This is a genomic window from Zunongwangia sp. HRR-M8 (assembly GCF_027594405.1).
Lineage (GTDB): Bacteria > Bacteroidota > Bacteroidia > Flavobacteriales > Flavobacteriaceae > Zunongwangia.
Genome location: NZ_CP115161.1, coordinates 3,486,702 through 3,507,472, shown reverse-complemented (window position 1 = coordinate 3,507,472; position 20,771 = coordinate 3,486,702). Strand labels below are relative to the sequence as shown.

Sequence of the window (20,771 nt, the reverse complement as noted above, 5' to 3'; positions counted from 1 at the left end):
TAATTTCTGTGATTAAAAAAACAAAAGCATTAATTTTTTTCCAATATCTACCACCTTGGCGTATTGACGTTTTTAATGAGATGAGTTTATATTATGATCTAACTATTGCTTTTACTGATTCTGAAAGGGAAGGTTTTAAGTATAATAGGCATGAACTTTTAAATCTACTAGAACCTGAAATAGACACTGTTTTTTTGAACAAGGGCTTTAGAATTGGCAAAAGACCTATAAGGTTTGGGGTTTTAAGCTTAATTAAATCTGTAAAGCCGAAGATTATCTTTTCTCATGAATATGCTCCTACTAGTATACTCCTTGCATTTTATAAAAGGTTTGTCAAGTATAAATATGTCATTACCACTTCCGATAATATTGTAATAGCTCAATCAGCAAAAGGTTTAAAGGCTCAATCTAGAAAATATGTACTGAAGAATGCTGATGCAGTGATTGTTTATAGTAAAAGGGTGATGAATTGGTATAGAAATGTATTTCCTCATTTGAGGGTGGAGGTATGTCCAAATATTCAAAATCCCGAAAGTCTGTTAAGTTATAGAAGTTTGTTTCCTGAAATAATAAATAAATATGAAGAAAAATTTCATCTTGGTGATAGAAAAATTATTCTTTATTCCGGGCGATTAGAACATGTTAAAGGATTAGATTTATTGATTTCTGCATTTGCAGAATCTAATAATAAGAATCATATATTAGTTTTGGTTGGAGAAGGAAGTAAAAAGAATGAGTTATTGGAGCAATCTAAATCTTTAGGAATTAGCGATAAAGTTGTTTTTGCTGGTTTTTGTTCAGGAGCTAAATTATATGCATGGTACGATATAGCAAACTTTTATATATTGCCAAGTAGATTTGAACCATTTGGTGCAGTGGTTAATGAGGCTTTGATTTTTGGTTGCCCCGTTTTGGCTAGCAAACATATTGGAGCAATCGATTTTATATCAGACAAAAACGGAAAACTTTTTGAGCCTCTAAATAAAGAAAAATTTGTTAATGAGCTTAACAATTTTTATTCTATAGACCATATTAGACAGAATCAAAGACCTAATTTAATGCCGGTGTCTTTTAAACAATATGTGGAAGTTTTTAATGATTTTTTATAATATATAGTATTTTATGAATTTTCAGTATAGTAATATGCCAGTAGGATCAAGTAAGTTAAAATTTGCTTTGAATCATTTTCTTAACGTTTTTCGTACCTGGTATGTATTTAACTTTAAATTTCCTTTTGTAAAATATAATGGATTTGTGAGGGTAATGAAAGATGTAAGATTTGCCAAGGGGCGTAAAATAGTTTTAGGGCATAAGGTGCAAATAGGTAAGGGCTCTAGAGTAGCAACTGATTTAATTTTAGGAAATCATGTACTTATAGCAGGTAATGTTTCATTTGTTGGTAGGAATGATCATACTTTTACAGAACCGGGAATAAGCATGTGGGATGCACCACGTGGCAAGGATGAAATGACTTATGTGGGTAATGATGTGTGGGTTGGAAATGGAGCAATAATTTTAGCGGGTGTCAAAATTTCTTCTGGATCTATAGTAGCAGCAGGTAGTTTGGTAAACAAAAGTATACCGCATTGTGAGATTTGGGGGGGGGTTCCTGCTAAGAAAATCAGGGATAGATTCCAATCTTCTGAGCAAAAAAAAGAACATTTAGAATATCTTAATAAACTAAGTACTAATTAATTCAAGAATGAAAAAAATAGGTATTATTACCATATCAAGAACAAACAATTATGGTGCTGAGTTACAAGCCTACGCGCTTCAAAGAAAATTAAGGAACCTAGGTTATGATGCAGAACTTATAGATTATTTATATTATAAACATAAAAATCATAAACCGACTAGTTTATCCCAACCAGTATTAAAACTGGATACAAAAAGTAAACTTAAAAACTTTTTAATGTACAGGGTGGTTTCGCCTTTAATCGAAGGAAGTTCTGTGTTTTCTGCTGCTATTAAAAACAGGAAAAAAAATTTTTATAGGTTTCATGCAAATGGCAATACTAGTTATTCTAAAGATCAATACAGAAGTTATGAGGAACTTTGTAAAATGAGCTTAGAATATGATATTTACATGGTTGGTAGTGACCAAGTTTGGAATCCTGGAACTGGAACATCATTATCTCCGTATTTTCTTGATTTCGCTCCTAATGATAAGCTAAAAGTGACTTATGCTTCCAGTTTTGGGGTTTCACAAATCCCTGAGAGTTTACATGCTAAATATCGCGATTTTTTTAATAATCTTGATATTATAGGTGTGCGAGAAAAGCAAGGGGTAGCTCTAGTTGAGCAGTTATCTGGGAAACAAGCACAGCAGGTTTTAGACCCTACTTTATTGCTTTCTAAAGATGATTGGAGTCGAGTTATTAATGGGGGTAACATGAATAGTTTGCCAAAAGGAGATTATATTCTTCTATATAAGTTACATGAATCTGATGAATTGGTGAAAAAAGCTTATGAGTTAAAACAAAAGTTTAATTGTGAAATATATAATATTTGTAAAAGAGCTTACGCAAATAAAAAAATAGATGGGATTCATAATATTGAAGATGCAGGACCTTCTGAATTTATAGCCTTATTCCAAAACGCTAAATTTGTTCTAACAACTTCTTTTCACGGGACTGCTTTTTCTGTTAATTTTAATATTCCATTTTTTGCAGTTTTGAGACCTAATAAGGCAAATAATTCCAGAATTACTGACTTTTTAGAAATGCTGAATTTATCAGATCGTATTGTTTGGGAAGATGGAGAAAGTGATAATGGGCAGTTATCTGAAAATATTAATTTTAGTGAAGCTAATCGACTCTTAAATGAATCCAGAAATGATTCGATGGGATATTTACAGCGTATTTTGAATGCTGAATATAAATAAATTATGAAAGAATTACTCTTTAAAATTTTTCCGGACAGTTTTATTAGATTTATTTTCAATAAAACTTTAAGAGCATATACTATTTATCAGTCGTATAATTACGATAGAAAGCGTTACAAAAAGTATTCTGATTCTTTCTTAATGAAAAACCAGAATGAGTTAATGGGTAATATTATTAAACATTATCATGTGTTTGAAAAGGGTTTGACAATGCCAGAGACTCGCTTAGGTTTTGGACAACCTAAGCTAATAGTTTTAATTAACGAATGTTTGAAGTATAGTGAGTTATTTGGGATTAATGAGCCTCAGTTAAAACATGCCGTTGCTGTTATAAAAGAGTATGAAAATTTTCATATTCAGAATAACTTTAAATTAGAAAGTAATACCCTTGAAAGTTTAAGCAGAATTAATTCTTTGGGTATTGAAGGTCAAGTTTCTAAGCAGCTTATAAATTATAGTGAAGAATATTTTAAAAATACAATGGCTCCATTTGATAAATTTTCTGTTTCAAGACATAGTTTACGAAACTTTAAGGATTCAAATATTCCCATAGAAAGCATTACTAAGGCTATAGAATTAGCTAAAAAAACACCCTCCGCCTGTAATAGGCAGGCATGGAGAACTTATGTTTTTACTGATAAAAGGCTTATTCAAGAAATATTAAAAATCCAAGGAGGAAATAGAGGTTTTGGTCATCTGGCTGATAAATTAATTATTGTTACATCTGAGTTGGGCGTGTTTGGTCATTCTTTTGAAAGGAATCAAGCTTTTGTTGATGGGGGAATGTATTTAATGAATCTTTTGTATGCTTTGCATTTTAATAAAATAGGCGCATGTCCCTTAAATTGTAGTAATACACCTAAAAAGGATAAAATACTTCAGGAATTGTGTAATATACCTCCCTCTGAAGTTTTTATTTGTATGATAGCATGTGGAGTGCCTCCAGAAGAATTTAAATTGGCAATTTCACCAAGGTATGATATTAGCTTTACAAATAAGGTTATAAATTAAGGTTATTGAATTTCAGCTAAAATGATCAAAATTCTTATTAATGTCTATGCGTGTTCTCCACATACAGGAAGCGAACCAGGAATGGGATGGAACTGGTGTATTAATTTAGCCAAGTATTGTGAGGTACATATAATTACCGAGGGAGAGTTTAAAGCTTATATTGAGGAAGCTCTAAAAAAATTACCGCAGGCATCTAATATGTATTTTTATTATAACCCGGTTTCAGAAGAAGTTCGAAAGATGTGTTGGAATCAGGGGGATTGGCGTTTCTATAGATATTATAAAAAATGGCAATATAAAACTTACCAATTAGCTAAAGAAATTGTTGAACAAAAAAATATAGATATCCTTCATCAACTTAATATGATTGGTTTTCGTGAACCTGGATATTTATGGAAAATCGAAAGTATTCCTTTAGTTTGGGGGCCGATAGGTGGATTAAAGAAATTTCCTGTAAATTATTTGGAAGGTGCAGGTATTAAATATCAGCTTTTTAACAGACTAAAGAACTTTCTTAACCTTTACCAGCTTAATAATGATATTAGGGTAAACAAAGCTCTAAAACGTGCTGATGTACTTATAAGTTCTATTCCCGATTCTCATAATGCTTTAAAAAAATATAAAAGATTAGATTCAGTAATTATTTCTGAAACTGGAAGCTATCCTACGAATAGCGGGTTTTCTGCAAATAGATTCTTTTCAAAAAAGTTAAATCTTCTTTGGGTAGGTAAATTTGATTTTCGAAAGCAATTACTTTTGGCTTTAAAAAGTATAGCTCGAGCAAACAATCCAGATATTATTTTGCATGTTGTCGGAAGTGGTTCTAAGCAGCAGGAAATTAGTGCAAATAAAATGGTAGAAACTTTGGGTATAAAAAATCAGGTTATTTTTTATGGAAGTATTCCTCATGTAATGGTGTTGAAGAAAATGAAGAAAATGCAGGTTTTTTTCTTTACCAGTGTAAGTGAAGATACTTCTACCGTTGTTCTTGAAGCGATTTCTAATCAATTACCAGTCCTTTGTTTTGATGCCTGCGGATTTGGGGCTATTGTTAATGAAAAAATAGGGGTTAAAATTAAACTTTCTTCACCAGAAAAGTCTGTATCCGAATTTTCTTCTAAATTAAATTATCTATTTGAAAATAGGGATTTATTAAAAGAAATGTCTATCAATTGTATTGAGGGTCAGTTAGAGTTGTCCTGGGATAATAAAGCAAAGAAAGTTGTTGATCTATATAGAGATGCTTTAGGCAAAAATAGAGCATAGGTAATTTTTATAAAGAGACATTCTTGATGAGAAAGAGACTTATAAGTATTGATATTTCTATTAAATCATATCAGGATTTTATTAAGGATTTAACCCGTTATGCAGAAAAAAAGATTTCATCGTATACTTGTGTAGCAAATGTCCATATGCTGGTGGAGGCTTATAAAAATAAAGATTTTGCGGCAGTAGTTAATAATGCAGATATGGTAACGCCCGACGGCATGCCGCTTGCTAAGGCTTTAAATTATTTGTATCATATTAAGCAGGATCGTGTGGCAGGAATGGATTTGTTACCGGATTTACTTGAATTAGCGGAGGAAAAAAATATCAATGTGCTGTTTTATGGTGGTACCCAGTTAATGTTGGATGAAACCAGCAAATTTTGTAAAAATAAATATCCTGACCTAAATTTAGTAGGCTTAATAAGCCCACCATTTAGGGACTTAAATTTAGAGGAAGAAGAAGATTATATTCAGCTAATAAATCAAAGTGAAGCAGGCTTTGTTTTTGTAGCTTTAGGCTGCCCAAAGCAGGAAAAATGGATGGCTTCGATGAGAGGACGAATTAATGCATGTATGATTGGGATTGGTGGTGCGCTTCCGGTAATGGTTGGCATGCAAAAAAGAGCACCAAAATTAATGCAGAGATTTTCATTAGAATGGCTTTTTAGATTAAGCCAGGAGCCAAGGCGGCTTTTTAAAAGATACGCCTACACCAATTCTTTATTTATATATTTAATAGTAAAGGAAAAATTTAAAAGATAGAGCTATATTCGAAATTAAGGCAAAGCTCGTTATTATTAATTAGTTTTGCAGCATAGCTGAAAAAAATATGAAGAGGTCTTCTTTAATCATACCTGTTTCAATTATAATACATCTTATTATAATTAATTTTACATTGTTTACTTTAAGTTATGATACCTATAATAATATCGTAGCCATAGTCTATTATAATCTTTCTTGGTTATTGATTACTTTCGCCATCGATTTTTATCCCACAAAAAGAAATGAGCGCTTTTTTACTAATTTTCATAAAGTGTTGGAATTGTTCTTTATTTTTTCTTTGGCTTATTTTACCAATTTTAGTTTTCGTAATCTTTCAATATCTCCTGTATATCAGATAAAAGTATTGTTGGTTATTTTTTCCACTATCATAATCTATCGCTATATTTTTTATTATCTAAGAGATATCTATCGTGTAGAAGGTGGAAACTTTGTAAGTGTTGTGGTAGTTGGGAGGGACCGGAAGCTTAAAAAGATCCGTCAAATTTTTGATCAGCCGGAACTAGGATATCGGTATAGGGGGTATTTCGATAATCATCCCTCTAAAAGTATTACCTATTTAGGGAATATAGATCGGGCGTTCGATTTTATTCGTGACAATACGGTAGATGAAGTTTACTGTATGGTATCCAGGTTATCTTCGGAACAAATTAATGAACTTATTGCTTTTTGTGATAATAATCTGGTTAAAATAAAAATGGTACCAGATAATAAAGAGGTTTATACGAGAGCCATGAATGTCGAACTGTTTGGAAATGTGCCTATTCTTAATTTAAGAAAATTACCATTGGATACTGATGTGGCGCGCTATACAAAGCGTAGTTTTGATATTGTTTTTTCTTCGCTTGTGTTGATATTTGTGCTATCATGGTTAGTTCCTATTATTGGAATTTTGATAAAATTGGAATCCCGTGGCCCGGTATTTTTTAAGCAAAAGCGACATGGAGTAAATAAAAAATCATTTTTTTGCTATAAGTTTCGCTCAATGGCCGTAAATAAAGAAGCAGATACAAAAATGATGACGAAAAACGATGTTCGCCTTACTAAGATTGGAAAATTTATCCGGAAAACGAGTATAGATGAATTGCCGCAGTTTATTAATGTATTGAAAGGAGATATGAGTGTGGTGGGGCCTAGACCTCATATGGAAGCCCATACAAGGGAATACGAAAATTCTGTTGATAAATATTTAGTAAGGCATTATGCGAAACCTGGGATTACGGGTCTCGCACAAATAAAAGGCTATCGTGGCGAAGTAGTGGTGAAATCTGATATTATCAATCGTACTCGTTTAGATATCTTTTATGTTGAAAAGTGGTCTTTACTTTTGGATATTAAAATTATTATCAAAACAGTGTTGAACGCAATAGGAGGAGAGGAAAAAGCCTATTGATATTATTTAAATTTTATAATTTATTTTTTAGATCTTTATAAAGATTTATTTTAGCCTAAAATCTATATTAATGTTGAAGTCCAAATTTATTCTTTATATATTCTGTTTTTTATTGTTATCCTCCTGTGTCTCTCGCGAGGAAATGGTTTATTTTCAAAATATAGATCAGCTTAAAGGAGATGCTGATAATCTGATTTATAATAATTTGGAAATTAAACCCAATGATCAATTGGCGATTACCGTTTCAGCTGATGAAATTGAGGCGGCAATGCCTTTTAATCTGCCTTATGTTGGTAATAGCTTAGGAGGGCAACCGGGAGAAGTTCGAATTGGAGGAACACCTTCTTTGCAAAAGTATCTCGTAAATTCTCATGGAGAAATACAATTCCCTGTTCTTGGTTCTATCAAAGTTATTGGAATGAACCGAAAAGAATTGACATCTTTTTTAGAAGCTAAAATTTCAGATTACATTAAGAATCCTATTGTCAATGTACATATATCAAATTTTCAAATAACGGTTTTAGGAGAGGTAAATCGACCTGGAACTTTTACAGTTAACGATGAATATATAAGTTTGCCGAAGGCTTTAGGTCTCGCGGGGGATCTTAGCATTTATGGTAAACGTAAAAATGTGCTGGTGGTTAGAGAAGGTAAGGACGGAGAGAAGGTACATGCTTATTTAGATTTGACCGATGCTAATATAGTTAATTCTTCCTTCTATTATTTACAACAAAATGATTTGGTGTACGTTGAGCCTAATGGCCCACAAATTCAGTCCGCAAGTTATAATCGAAATGCGTCTGTGTATATCTCCATAGCTTCTGTTCTAATTTCTTTAGCTGTATTAATAACCCGATAATTTATATATGAATAGCGAATATCAAATTTTTCAGGAGGAAGAAGAATTCAATTTAAGGGAAGAAATATATAAGTATTTAAAGTATTGGCCATGGTTTATTGTATCTGTATTTATTGCTTTATGTATTGCATTTGTTTATTTGAAATTTTCAAATTCCGTTTATAGAAGTAGTGCAACTATTATCATTAAAGATGAAGATACTAAATCTCCTGGTTCTGGAATATCCTCTTTTGCAGATTTGGGCTTTATAGATGGTTTGCAAACTAGTAGTATTGAAAATGAAATAGGTTTATTGGAATCTAAACGGATGTTGACTAAAACCGTTGAGTCTTTGGATCTAAATATTAAATATTATGCAAAAGATTTATTTGTTGCTCGAGAAATTTATAGTAATGTTCCTTTTAAAATAAGTATTTTACAATTAGACGAGCTGAAATTGTTTGATTTTGTGAAAAAAGGATATAATAGTTTCATAGTTAAATTGGAGAAAAAAGATGGTGTTGTTATTACTAATGCTGAATCTGGTGAAAAATTCAAGTTTGAATACGGCGAGCCTGGTAATATTGGTTTCGCCGATATCGTATTTAGAAATAATGAAAATTTCGAAATGAGCGGAAATAGTGAAATTGAATATAGTTTTGCCATTTCCCCAATTTCATCAGTAGTTTCCTCTTACAGTAATCGTTTGGAAGTTTTATTAGTAAACGATAATTCTACTTTAATTGAAATTAGTCTTAAGGATGAAGTTCCAGCTAAAGCGGAAGATATAATAGATCAATTAATAGTAGAATATAATAAAGAAGCCATTATAGATAAAAATCTGGTAGCTTCAAACACAGCTGAATTTATTGACGAGAGATTAAAAATAATCAATTTCGAATTAGATTCTGTAGAAATCGATAAAGAGGCTTTTAAAGAGAATCGTAAACTTACAGATATCCAAGCAGAATCTGAGCTTTTTTTAGAAAATGCAAGTGAGTATAAAAAGAAACGTCAGGAAGCGATGACTCAAATGCAATTGGTTGATGCGATGTTAAATTATCTTGAGGATGGTAATAATTCCGATCTTTTGCCGGCAAATCTAGGACTAGAAGGTGATGGTGTGAACAAACAAGTAACAAATTATAACCAATTGGTATTAGAGCGCAATCGTATCTTAGAATCATCCACTGTAAAAAACCCTACTATTCTAAAATTAGATCAGCAAATTGATCAAATGCGTTCTGTTATTATTAAAAGTTTGGATCGTTTGAGTTCAAACTTGGATATTTCCATGAAAGAATTAAATAATGAGGCCAAAGTCATACAGTCTCGAATTTCTGCGGTACCTTCGATAGAACGTCAATATCGAGGTATTGATAGGCAACAGCAAATTAAGGAGGCTTTGTACTTATTTTTATTACAAAAAAGGGAGGAAAATTCACTATCCCTTGCAGTTACTGCTCCGAAGGCTAAGATTGTAGATCACGCTTTTACTTCTGGTCAAATAGCACCTAGATCTAAAGTTATATTGCTTGGAGCATTAGTTATAGGTTTGATATTTCCTTTTTTAATTATTTATGGTAAGAATCTTCTAAATAATAAAGTGAGGAATAGAGATGATTTAGAGAGAAAAGCTAAGCAGATTCCAATTGTTGGTGAGATCCCTAGAATTGATAAAAAGCAAAGTCATTTGATTACAGAAGCGGATCGTTCTGTTCTAGCCGAATCCTTTAGAATTGCAATTACCAATATGCAGTATTTGCTGATAAATAAGACTGATAAGCAAACAGGGATTAAAATGCTGGTCACTTCTACAGTTAAGGGAGAGGGGAAAACCTTTACTTCTATAAATCTGGCTTTAACCCTGGCGAACATGGGAAAAAAAGTAATTGTAGTAGGTGCTGACTTACGTAATCCGCAGTTACAACGTTATGATGTAGGTTCTAGAAAGCAACTGGGGGTTAGTGATTATTTAATTGATGAAAATTTGAACTTACTTACTCTTGTAGAGCAAACAAAATATAATAAGAATTTAGATTTTTTAACTTCAGGAAGTATACCGCCAAATCCTTCTGAATTATTAAGGCATCGTCGCCTGGGCGAAATGCTTAGCATATTGGAAGAAAGGTATGATTACATAATTCTCGATACGGCACCATGTATGTTAGTAGCAGATACTTTCCTGATAAGCCAATATGCAGATCTGACGCTTTATGTGGTAAGAGCCTCCTATACAGAAAAAGATTTATTGCAATTCCCTATTGATTCTAAAAAGGCCGGAAAGTTACATGATGTTAGTTTTGTACTTAACGATGTTGATTTGGCAAATTTTGGTTATGGTAATAAGTATGGATATTCTTATGGAGCGGATAAAAAAAGCTTTTGGGAAAAATTTAAAGAACGTTTCTAGGGGCTTTAATTAAATTTTGAATTGAAATGATATTTTGTTGAATTACTTAGAAAGAATTTAAATATGGGACACAGATTAAAATTGTATAAAAGATTCCTGACGGGATCTTTTTATTTCATAACTTTTATGATGTATTCCCAATCTGGTTTTCAATTAGAGTTGAAATCTGCGGCATTTGTCAATGGCGATGATACCCTGCCATTTTGGTTGCAAAGTAACAATCATGGAAGAGTTGGTAGGCAAACAAATGTGTATGCTGTGCTTGCTCCTTCTTACGTTTTGTTTCTCAATGAAAATTCAAAATTAACCTTTGAATCGGCATTTGCTTATCGGGATAAATTTAACGAAGTAGGGAAAGCTAAGGATGTTTTTATAGATGAATTATATGCTAAATTCGCTTCAGAATTTATTAATGCAACAATTGGAGTGAAACATGGTGAATTAAAGTATAATGGACTTGCTTCTACAAATCAAAGTCTTCTTTGGTCGAATAATTCGCGTTCCCTCCCTGGGATAGAAATAAAAACAGCTAAGCCTGTTTATTTTCTCTTTGGTAAACAACTAGGCTTTGAAGCTTTGTTTAGTGAATATTTTTTAAACGATCACAGGTCCACTGAGGATACTCATGTGCACCATAAGTATTTAGCCCTAGTTTATAAACTAAGTACTAATTCAACTTTAAAATTAGGAGTTAGACATGTTGCTCAATATGGCGGGCAGCCCTCTGATCCTAGATTCGACGATCAGGCAATTGGTTTTTCTGAATATATAAGAATGTTTTTTGGGCGGCCGGGAAGTGATAATTCTTTACCTACAGACCGTGAAAATGCGATTGGAAATCATATAGGAAGTTACGAGTTTTCCTATAATAGGAAGCTCAGGAATGAAGGTGAGTTTGAATTTTTCTATAATAGTATTTTTGAAGATGGCTCTGGAAGTGCCATGAAAAATTTTCCTGACGGACGTTATGGTATTTTTTATGATACAGGTAAGTCAGATAGGATCATCAATTCGTTTGTCTATGAGTTTATCTATACTAAGAATCAAAGTCAAACCGCACCTCATCTTTGGGATAATTACTTTAATAGCGGTGTTTATAGTAGTGGTTGGACCTATCAGCAAAATGTAATCGGTATTCCTTTTATTACCAGTACGTACTTGTCAGATTATGGCGGTGACCATATTACTGTTGGTAATAATAGGTTGATTGCCCATCATTTGGGTATTCAAGGTAAATTATATTTTCCATATGAATTTAAAGTTAGTTACCGACGAAACTACGGATTTAATCAAAACATCGCTTATATGAAATATAGGCATTATGATGCAGATGATGAGCGTTCTTTATTTAAGGTGCAGCCTGAAGTTGTTTCGACCTACCTGAAAATAGGTTTACTAAGAAGTTTTATGAACGTAGATGTAATGGGAGCTTTAGATATTTCAGACGAGAATTCTAATTTTGCAGCAGGTCTTTCCGTCTCAAAATCTTTCTTTTAGAAGTCTATAGTACTAATGGCGTTAATAAGCCTCATTTTATTATCCATCACGGCAGAATTTACAAATAATGTAGGTCCTATATTCTTCTTTCCGAAATCGTCGTGAACATGCCCAAAAAGGTGTAGTGTGGGTTTTATATTTACTACGTGTTTTAATAATTCTTCACAACCAATATTCTTATAGGTTTGGCTTTCATCTAAAATCCCATAGGGAGGGGTGTGAGTTATGAGAATGTCTATGTTTTGTGGAATAAGATTCCATCTTTTTCGAATTGCTCTTCCTCTTTCCAAAGCAAATGCCCAATTAACATTACTTGGAGTATAAGGGCTTCCCCAGAAAGTAATTCCTTCTATGTTAATTCCACTATCCTCAAGGTAGACTATATTGTTAGGAATGATATTCGAAATTTCCTGCTGATGTTTTTCTAGATAAAAATCATGGTTACCCGCAACGAGTATTTTATGTTGGTATGGTTGTTTTGAAAACCATTCAAGAAAATTTAAAGTTTCTTTTTTTGAACCTCCTTCAGTAAAATCACCACAATGAATCAAAATATCTGCATCGGGTAAATGAAGATCTTCGTGTTTATTATGAGTGTCTGAAATGGAAACTAAGCGCATAAGCTGATATCGATTATTCACCGGTACCGTCTTCTTGCTCTTTAGAAATGTAGTCTTTATCTACGGGTAAGAATTTATTGGTGATTTTAGTAAGTGCAAACGCAATGATCACCGCTGTAAAAGCAAAGAAAATAAATTTAACCAATAGGCTGTCGCTCATAGCAAAGCTGTAAAATGCCAAGAAAATTTCAGCAATTACAAACAGTATCTTAAGGCTCAATTTAAAAATCATTGGTTAGCAATTAGTTGTTGCAAATATAATTTCTAATCTCGTAGTCTAGTAAAAAATTTTAATTTTTGACGTAAATTTAACTTTGGTAATTTTCTTAATTTAAAGTTTTTAGTTAAAAATTCTTAATCATGTTACCTTGGTCATAATAGAATCGTACATTTCAATTAAATAAGGACATCTTGACCAAAAAACAAATTACGGTTACTGTGATTTCATTAATAATTGTCGCAGTGGTTATCTCAAGTTTCTTCGCAAATTCTTTTGTCGAAAAAAAAGCAATTTCTTTACTTCAAAAAGAGTTGCCCGAGCTTCAATTTGACGATTTAAACATTAATATTTTTCAAAACCAAGCGAATCTATCTCAAATAAGTATACGTAAAGGCAGTGTAGATTTAAAATCGAATGGTATAAATCTAGCTGGTCTGGATTATTGGAAGTTGTTGGTAAGTGGTGATGTCGAGATAAGTAATGTTGCGATTCTGGATCCTGAAATCGTTTATTTTTCTAAAAGCAATTCGGCTGAGAGTAGCAAGAAGTCAAAAGGAAGCGATGATAAATCGAAGGATTTCAAAAAGGAAATTACGGTGAATAGCTTCAATATTAAAAAGGGGAGTTTTAAAATATTAGATAGCATCCAAGAGCGTACATTGCTGATAAATACTTTTGATTTTGAGCTCAACGAAATCTTTTTAAGTAGCGCTACTATTGCTAATAAGATTCCGTTTAAATATGGGAATTTTAGTTTGAAGTTAGATTCTGTAAAATTGAATGTCGATAAAAGGCATCAATTGAATGTTGCGGCGATTAGTATAAATAATAACGAAAGCTTTTTAGAAAGTATTCATCTAAGCTCTAAATATTCTCGTGAAGAATTTCAAAAACATACCGATATAGAAAAAGATATGTACGATCTAAAAATTGATAGTTTGGCTTTTCAAAATACGGATTATGGGTTTAGAAATGATAGTTTGAAAGTTTTAGTGGGTAGAGCTCTCGTTAAAAATGCCGATTTTCAAATTTATCGAGATAAAACATTGCCAGACGATACTTCTGTAAAACCAATGTACAGTGAAATGCTACGAAAAATGTCATTTCTGCTAAAATTGGATACTCTTCAAATTTCAAATTCGAGAATTGCTTATGAGGAAAGAATGAAAGCAGATCGTAAACCTGGAAAAGTAATTTTCGCTAATCTAAACGCGACCATAGCAAATCTTACCAATTTTAGCGAAAAGAAGGAATTTCCAACAACAAGTATTAGTGCTAATGCTGATTTTATGAATGAAGCGCCAATAAATTTAAATTGGGGATTTAAAGTAAATAATCTTAGTGACTATTTTAATGTTTCCGGAAGCATGGGGACGCTTTCTGCTAGAAGTATTAATGGATTTTTGGAGCCGGGAATGAATGTGAAGGCTGAAGGTGCTATAACTTCTATGAAATATGATTTTTCTGGAAACAGAAGTAAAGCTACCGGAGGAGTAAATATTGCTTATAAGGATTTTAAAGTTGAAGTTCTTAAAAATGACGGAACAGAAAAAAGTGGATTTCTAACAAGTATTGCGAATATATTTGTAAATCATAACGGCGAAAGTGGAAAAAATGCCAATAAAGGTTTAGAAATTGAGCGAGATAAAACTAAATCTTTCTGGAATTATCTATGGTCTTGTATTCGTAAAGGTGCTCTTAAAACCTTTGTTTAGATCTTAAAAGTTATTACCGGTCTAGAGGCATGATTTATTAAATCTTCGCTTATGCTTCCATTAAAAAAGTGTGAAAGTCCTTTGCGTCCGTGAGTGATAATTCCTATTAAATCTGCATTAAATTTTTCGGCAAAATTTAAAATTCCCTTCTCGATGCTCACGTCATTATAAATATGCTTTTCGATATTGTTTAATTTAATTTCTTCTAGAAATTCCTCTAAATCTGCATAAGCTTGTTTTGTAGTGGTGAAATTATTGGGTGTATTTACAAACAATAAATGAAGTTCTGTTTCGAATAATTTTGCAAAATGAACCGCTTTTAAAAGTGTTTTTTTGTTGTCTAGATCTGCATCTGTCGCTAAAACGAATTTTTTAATGTTGAAGTCTGAAACTTCCTTTTTAACGACCAAAACAGGTATTTCAGATTCGCGAACTACCTTTTCTGCGTTAGATCCTATAAACATTTCTTTATATCCGCTACTGCCATGTGATCCCATTACGATCAGGTCGCACTCATTATTTTTAGCAAATTCAGTAATGCCTTTAAACGCATAATTAAACTGAACTGCTTCGTGAATATTTATATTTTTGAGAAAATCCATATGCTTTATTTTGCTGAATTGCTGATGAGCAAGTTTCATAAAATATAGTGCTTCCGGTATGTTTTCGTTGTTCTGTAAAACCGGGTCAGCAAGATGAAGCGGAAGATCCAGCATATGCAGTAAATAAATATCAGCGTTAAATTTAGTAGCTATTTTTGCTGCAGATTTAAGTGCATTTTTAGCAATTTCTGAAAAATCTGTGGGAACCAAAATCTTTTTCATAGTGGTCAATTTTAATGGGTTTTAAACCGCATAATAAATTTACAAAGATTTTTGCCTAATTGCCTGGTTTTCTTTCTCGGGAATTATTATTATATTTGCATCGTTGAAACTAAAAAAGTACAGCGAGGGGACATAAAGTCCCCTCTTTTTATAACCAGTATGGAGTTGAAGGAGAAAGTAGAAAAGTTACTACAAGAAGCATTCGATGAGAATAATTCCTTATTTTTGATTGACCTTATGGTGACGCCGGATAATCAAATAAGAGTGGTTATTGATGGTGATAAAGGAGTATCTGTAGAAGATTGCATTAATGTGAGCCGTAAGGTAGAGCATAATTTAGATAGAGAGGAAGAGGATTTTTCTTTAGAAGTAACTTCTGCAGGAGTATCTGAGCCATTGCTGCTCCCAAGACAGTTTAAAAAAAATGTTGGAAGAAAGTTGCAGGTTAAAACTGAAAATGAACAATTTGAAGGAAATTTAATCGATGCTACAGAAACCAATTTTAAACTGCGCTGGAAAGCACGTGAACCTAAACCTGTTGGTAAAGGGAAGGTGACGGTAGAGAAGGAAGCTGTATTAGAATATTCAGCAGTTGTTGAAGCTAAAGTTATGATAACATTTTAATTGTCTTAGTATGGAAAATCTCGCCTTAATAGATTCATTTTCAGAGTTTAAGGATGATAAGTTGATAGATCGTGTAACATTGATGGCGATCTTGGAAGATGTGTTTAGAAATGCTTTAAAAAAGAAGTATGGTGAGGATGATAACTTTGATATCATTGTAAATCCCGATAAAGGAGATTTAGAGATCTGGCGAAACCGAGTTGTTGTTGCCGATGGTGAGGTAGAAGATCCAAATCAGGAAATATCACTAACAGAAGCACGACAAATTGAGCCAGATTTTGAAGTTGGCGAGGATGTTTCTGAAGAAGTTAAATTAATAGATCTTGGGCGTAGAGCGATTTTGGCATTAAGGCAAAATCTAATTTCCAAGATTCATGAGCATGACAATACAAATATATATAAGCAGTTTAAAGATCTTGAAGGAGAAATTTATACTGCAGAAGTTCATCATATTAGACATCGTGCAATAATCCTTTTAGACGATGAAGGGAATGAAATTGTTCTTCCAAAAGATCGACAAATTCCATCAGATTTCTTTCGAAAAGGAGAAAATGTAAAAGGTGTTATTGAAAGTGTAGAGCTTAAAGGGAATAAACCAAGTATAATTTTATCTAGAACTGCACCTGTATTTCTAGAAAAATTATTCGAACAAGAGATTCCTGAGGTTTTTGATGGTTTAATTACCATAAAAAAAGTGGTACGTGTGCCTGGCGAAAAAGCGAAAGTAGCGGTTGATTCTTACGATGATAGAATTGATCCTGTTGGAGCTTGTGTTGGGATGAAAGGATCAAGAATTCACAGTATTGTGAGAGAACTTGGTAACGAAAATATTGATGTGATTAATTATACAAATAACGATCAGTTATTTATAACCAGGTCTTTAAGTCCTGCGAAAATCACATCTATTAAGATCGACGAAGAAAATAAAAGGGCTGAAGTTATGCTTAAGCCTGAAGAGGTTTCTAAAGCAATTGGTCGTGGAGGTCATAATATAAGACTAGCGGGGCAATTAACAGGTTACGAGATAGATGTCTTTAGAGAAGGAGTAGAAGAGGATGTAGAATTGTCTGAATTCTCTGATGAAATTGAAGACTGGGTAATTAAAGAATTTGCAAAAATTGGTCTTGATACTGCAAAAAGTATTTTAGAACAAGATGTAAATGATTTAATTAAGCGTACTGACTTGGAAGAAGAGACTATTCGTGAGGTATTCAATGTTCTTCGCGAAGAATTCGAAGAATAATTTATTGTAATAATAAACAAAAGAGGTTAATTTAGAGGGCAATTTATGGCTGAAGCAAAAACAATGCGATTAAACAAAGTATTACGTGAATTCAATATTTCGCTGGACCGGGCTGTGGAGTTTTTAAACTCTAAGGGGCATGATATTGAAGCACGTCCTACTGCTAAAATTTCTCAGGAGACTTATCAAGTTCTTTTTGATGCGTTTCAGACGGATAAAAGCAAAAAAGTAGCTTCCAAAGAAGTAAGTGAAGAGCGGAAAAAAGAGAAAGAAGAATTACGTCTGGCCCGCGAGCGCGAGCAGGAGGAGAAAAGGAAGGAGCAAGAAAAGCTTGAAGAGGTAAGGCTTAAGGAGGAGCAGGAGATTAAAAAGCAGCAGGAGCAAGAAGCGATAACTTCTAGAACCAAACTTTCTGGTCTTAAAACCGTTGGTAAGATCGATCTCGATCAACAACAAGGTGAAAAGAAAAAAGAAGTGCAAAAAAAGGACGAATCTACAAAAGAGGAGCCTAAAAAAGTAGCTAAGAAAGAGGAAAAGGAAACACAAAATCAGCAGGATAAGCCAGCCCAAAAATCTGCCGATCATAAGCCTAAGCCAAAATCTGATGATGCTAAAGAGCAAAAAGAAGCTGCCCCTAAAAAAGAACAGCCTAAGCAGGAAAATGTAAAAGAAGAAACTGAAGGCAAGCCTGAAGCTTCTGAAGGAGAAGGGGATAACCGAATTAAGACTAATTATACAAAATTAGACGGTCCTAATTTTACTGGTCAGAAGATTGATCTTTCTAAATTTAAAAAACCTGCTAAGAAAAAAGACGATAAAAAAACAGCTGCTAGCGATGACAAAAAAGGTAATCGTAAAAAGCGTCGTCGTAGAATTAGTAAAGATGTAAAAGGAGGTCCTAATCAAGGTGGGGGTTCTAATAATAACCGCAATAAAGGACGTAATACTAAGCAACGTAGTAAACCGATTACTAAAGAAGAGCCTAGTGAAGAAGAAGTACAAAAGCAAGTACGCGAAACACTAGAGAAACTTCAAGGTAAATCTAGTAAAGGTAAAGGTGCTAAGTATCGTAGAGATAAAAGGGATCAACACCGTCAACGTTCAGAAGAAGATCTTGCAAAACAGGAATCAGATTCTAAAGTGCTTAAAGTAACAGAGTTTGTTACGGTAAGTGAAGTTGCTACAATGATGGATGTTTCTGTTACCAAAGTTATTTCAGCTTGTATGTCTCTTGGTATGATGGTTACAATGAACCAGAGATTAGATGCTGAAACGCTTTCTATTGTTGCAGATGAATTTGGATACGAAGTTGATTTTGTAACTGCAGATGTTGAAGAAACTGTTGAAGTTGTTGAGGACGATCCTGAAGATTTAGTAGAAAGAGCTCCTATCGTAACAGTAATGGGGCATGTTGATCATGGTAAAACATCACTTCTGGATTATGTTCGTAAGGAAAATGTGATCGCAGGAGAGAGTGGTGGTATTACACAGCATATTGGTGCTTATGGTGTAGAATTAGAGGGTGGGCAAAAAATAGCCTTCCTGGATACACCAGGTCACGAGGCCTTTACAGCAATGCGTGCACGTGGTGCGCAGGTAACCGATATTGCTATTATTGTAATTGCTGCAGATGATGATGTGATGCCGCAAACTAAAGAGGCTATCTCTCATGCGCAGGCAGCAGGAGTTCCGATTATATTTGCAATTAACAAATCAGATCTTCCAACAGCCAATCCAGAAAAAATTAAAGAGAAATTAGCTTCAATGAATCTTCTAGTGGAAGATTGGGGAGGTAAAGTTCAATCTCATGATATTTCAGCTAAAACAGGAATGGGTGTTAAAGAGTTGCTGGAAAAAGTACTTCTTGAAGCCGAAATTCTTGAGCTAAAAGCGAATCCTAACAAAATTGCCAACGGTACGGTTGTGGAAGCGTTCTTGGATCGCGGTCGTGGATATGTAGCCACAATTCTTGTTCAGGCTGGTACACTTAAGATTGGTGATTATGTTTTAGCAGGTCGCCATAGTGGTAAGATCAAAGCAATGCATGATGAGCGCGGTCACGAGATTAAAGAAGCCGGTCCATCAACTCCGGTTTCTATTCTAGGTTTAGATGGAGCTCCACAAGCGGGAGATAAGTTCAAAGTGATGTTAGACGAGCGTGAAGCTAAAGATATTGCTGCGAAACGTACTCAACTGCAACGTGAACAAAACGTAAGAACACAACGTCATATAACATTAGATGAGATTGGACGTCGTATAGCTTTAGGAGAATTTAAAGAACTTAATATTATCTTGAAAGGTGATGTGGATGGATCTGTAGAAGCTTTAACAGATAGTTTCCAGAAGTTATCTACTGAAGAGATACAGGTTAACATTATTCATAAAGGAGTAGGAGCAATTACTGAAAGTGATGTATTGTTAGCTTCAGCTTCCGATGCGATTATAATTGGATTTAACGTGAGACCTGCTGGTAATGCCAGACAGGTAGCCGATAAAGAAGAAATCGACATCAGGACATATTCTATTATCTATGATGCTATCAATGATCTTAAAGATGCTATGGAGGGTATGCTTTCTCCTGAATTGAAAGAAGAAATTACCGGTACAGCAGAGATTAGAGAAACCTTTAAAATATCGAAAATCGGAACAATCGCAGGTTGTATGGTTACCTCAGGTAAAATATACAGAAGCGCGGGTATTCGTTTGATTAGAGATGGCGTGGTAATCTATACTGGAGAGCTTGCTTCGCTTAAGCGTTTCAAAGACGATGTGAAAGAAGTAGCTAAAGGATATGACTGTGGTATGCAGGTTAAAAATTACAATGATATTAGAGAAGGTGACGTTATAGAAGCCTTTAGAGAAGTAGAGGTTAAGAAAACCTTGAAATAAATTTTTCGCGCTTTTAAGCGTGAATTGAGAATAAAAAAAGGCCGCAATAAGCGGCCTTTTTTTATGTTTAAAATTTAATTGGTTTACTTCCTTTTGGGTTTTGGGATAAAAGCTGAGGGGTATGCTTCTTTTAGCGTTAAAAGAGCTCTGTCTGCTTCTATTCTATTTCTAAAGTTTCCTACCCAAACCTTATAATTTGGTTCTTCATACTTAATTCTAGCACTGTAATTATATAGAGATTCGTAGTGTTTTATCTCTTCGCTAGCACCTTTGGAATTTCCGCTAAAGATCTGAATTGCAAAACGATCCCCTATCGTGTAGGATTTTTGAAGTTCTGTTTTCGTATCAATTAATTGAGTTATCATTTCATCTTCTGAAATGTTAATTTTTGCTGAATTTTCTTGAGAAACGGCTATTCCTGAAAAACCAAGGAATAAGCCTAACGAGATATTTCGTATGCTTAAAATATTCATAGCTATGATTTTATGGACAAATGTAAAACTTAATAACTAAGATTCTAGCTATTTTATTATTTAGAACTAGTATAAATTA

At 33.4% G+C, this 20,771-nt stretch carries 18 protein-coding genes; 14 read left to right on the top strand and 4 right to left on the bottom strand.

Annotation, left to right across the window (positions count from 1 at the left end; all coding sequences use genetic code 11):
- Positions 1-8 precede the first annotated feature (8 nt).
- From PBT89_RS15180 to PBT89_RS15135, 10 genes are all read left to right on the top strand, one after another.
- Entirely contained in the window at positions 9-1,109 is a 1,101-nt protein-coding gene (locus PBT89_RS15180) for a glycosyltransferase (protein ID WP_270062577.1), read from the top strand.
- Between the two features lie 13 nt (positions 1,110-1,122).
- Complete coding sequence (locus PBT89_RS15175; protein ID WP_270062576.1) at positions 1,123-1,695, top strand: acyltransferase; 573 nt, start codon at positions 1,123-1,125, stop codon at positions 1,693-1,695.
- A 7-nt stretch (positions 1,696-1,702) separates the two neighbouring features.
- Positions 1,703-2,884, top strand: a complete 1,182-nt coding sequence (locus PBT89_RS15170) for a polysaccharide pyruvyl transferase family protein (RefSeq protein WP_270062575.1) — start codon at positions 1,703-1,705, stop codon at positions 2,882-2,884.
- A 3-nt stretch (positions 2,885-2,887) separates the two neighbouring features.
- Positions 2,888-3,895, top strand: coding sequence for a nitroreductase family protein (locus PBT89_RS15165; protein WP_270062574.1), 1,008 nt, complete (start codon positions 2,888-2,890; stop codon positions 3,893-3,895).
- Positions 3,896-3,916: 21 nt separating this feature from the next.
- On the top strand, positions 3,917-5,161 hold the full coding sequence (locus PBT89_RS15160; RefSeq protein WP_270062573.1) for a glycosyltransferase family 4 protein: 1,245 nt from the start codon (positions 3,917-3,919) through the stop codon (positions 5,159-5,161).
- A 26-nt stretch (positions 5,162-5,187) separates the two neighbouring features.
- The gene (locus PBT89_RS15155; RefSeq protein WP_270062572.1) at positions 5,188-5,925 is read left to right on the top strand and encodes a WecB/TagA/CpsF family glycosyltransferase; all 738 of its coding nucleotides are present in this window, start codon (positions 5,188-5,190) and stop codon (positions 5,923-5,925) included.
- 67 nt (positions 5,926-5,992) lie between these two features.
- A complete protein-coding gene (locus PBT89_RS15150; RefSeq protein ID WP_270062571.1) occupies positions 5,993-7,336 on the top strand; it encodes an undecaprenyl-phosphate glucose phosphotransferase in 1,344 nt (447 codons plus the stop codon).
- Positions 7,337-7,406: 70 nt separating this feature from the next.
- The gene (locus tag PBT89_RS15145; RefSeq protein WP_270062570.1) at positions 7,407-8,195 is read left to right on the top strand and encodes a polysaccharide biosynthesis/export family protein; all 789 of its coding nucleotides are present in this window, start codon (positions 7,407-7,409) and stop codon (positions 8,193-8,195) included.
- 7 nt (positions 8,196-8,202) lie between these two features.
- Positions 8,203-10,587: a GumC family protein gene (locus PBT89_RS15140; protein ID WP_270062569.1), complete on the top strand. Its 2,385-nt coding sequence runs from the start codon at positions 8,203-8,205 to the stop codon at positions 10,585-10,587.
- Between the two features lie 63 nt (positions 10,588-10,650).
- The gene (locus PBT89_RS15135) at positions 10,651-12,084 is read left to right on the top strand and encodes a capsule assembly Wzi family protein (RefSeq protein WP_270062568.1); all 1,434 of its coding nucleotides are present in this window, start codon (positions 10,651-10,653) and stop codon (positions 12,082-12,084) included.
- On the opposite strand, the gene PBT89_RS15130 is transcribed toward PBT89_RS15135, so the two are convergent.
- Together PBT89_RS15130 and PBT89_RS15125 are read right to left on the bottom strand one after the other, a co-directional pair.
- Entirely contained in the window at positions 12,081-12,704 is a 624-nt protein-coding gene (locus PBT89_RS15130; RefSeq protein ID WP_270062567.1) for a metallophosphatase domain-containing protein, read from the bottom strand. The genes PBT89_RS15135 and PBT89_RS15130 overlap by 4 nt on opposite strands.
- A 13-nt stretch (positions 12,705-12,717) precedes the next feature.
- The gene (locus PBT89_RS15125; protein WP_270062566.1) at positions 12,718-12,864 is read right to left on the bottom strand and encodes a hypothetical protein; all 147 of its coding nucleotides are present in this window, start codon (positions 12,862-12,864) and stop codon (positions 12,718-12,720) included.
- Positions 12,865-13,115: 251 nt separating this feature from the next.
- Here PBT89_RS15125 and PBT89_RS15120 point away from each other — a divergent pair, with 251 nt between their 5' ends.
- Positions 13,116-14,639 (top strand): hypothetical protein, encoded by a 1,524-nt coding sequence (locus tag PBT89_RS15120; RefSeq protein WP_270062565.1) that lies wholly within the window; start codon positions 13,116-13,118, stop codon positions 14,637-14,639.
- Here the strand turns inward: PBT89_RS15120 and PBT89_RS15115 are convergent.
- Complete coding sequence (locus tag PBT89_RS15115) at positions 14,636-15,463, bottom strand: universal stress protein (protein WP_270062564.1); 828 nt, start codon at positions 15,461-15,463, stop codon at positions 14,636-14,638. The two genes, PBT89_RS15120 and PBT89_RS15115, sit on opposite strands and share 4 nt — an antisense overlap.
- A 159-nt stretch (positions 15,464-15,622) precedes the next feature.
- On the opposite strand from PBT89_RS15115, the gene rimP reads away from it, so the two are divergent.
- The 3 genes from rimP to infB are packed head-to-tail and all read left to right on the top strand — an operon-like array spanning position 15,623 to position 20,219.
- Positions 15,623-16,087, top strand: coding sequence for a ribosome assembly cofactor RimP (rimP, locus tag PBT89_RS15110; RefSeq protein WP_270062563.1), 465 nt, complete (start codon positions 15,623-15,625; stop codon positions 16,085-16,087).
- A gap of 10 nt (positions 16,088-16,097) precedes the next feature.
- Positions 16,098-17,330: a transcription termination factor NusA gene (nusA, locus tag PBT89_RS15105; protein ID WP_270060087.1), complete on the top strand. Its 1,233-nt coding sequence runs from the start codon at positions 16,098-16,100 to the stop codon at positions 17,328-17,330.
- Positions 17,331-17,375: 45 nt separating this feature from the next.
- Positions 17,376-20,219, top strand: coding sequence for a translation initiation factor IF-2 (gene infB / locus PBT89_RS15100; protein WP_270062562.1), 2,844 nt, complete (start codon positions 17,376-17,378; stop codon positions 20,217-20,219).
- 83 nt (positions 20,220-20,302) lie between these two features.
- Here infB and PBT89_RS15095 read toward each other — a convergent pair whose 3' ends face one another.
- Entirely contained in the window at positions 20,303-20,692 is a 390-nt protein-coding gene (locus PBT89_RS15095; RefSeq protein WP_270060089.1) for an SPOR domain-containing protein, read from the bottom strand.
- Positions 20,693-20,771 lie beyond the last annotated feature (79 nt).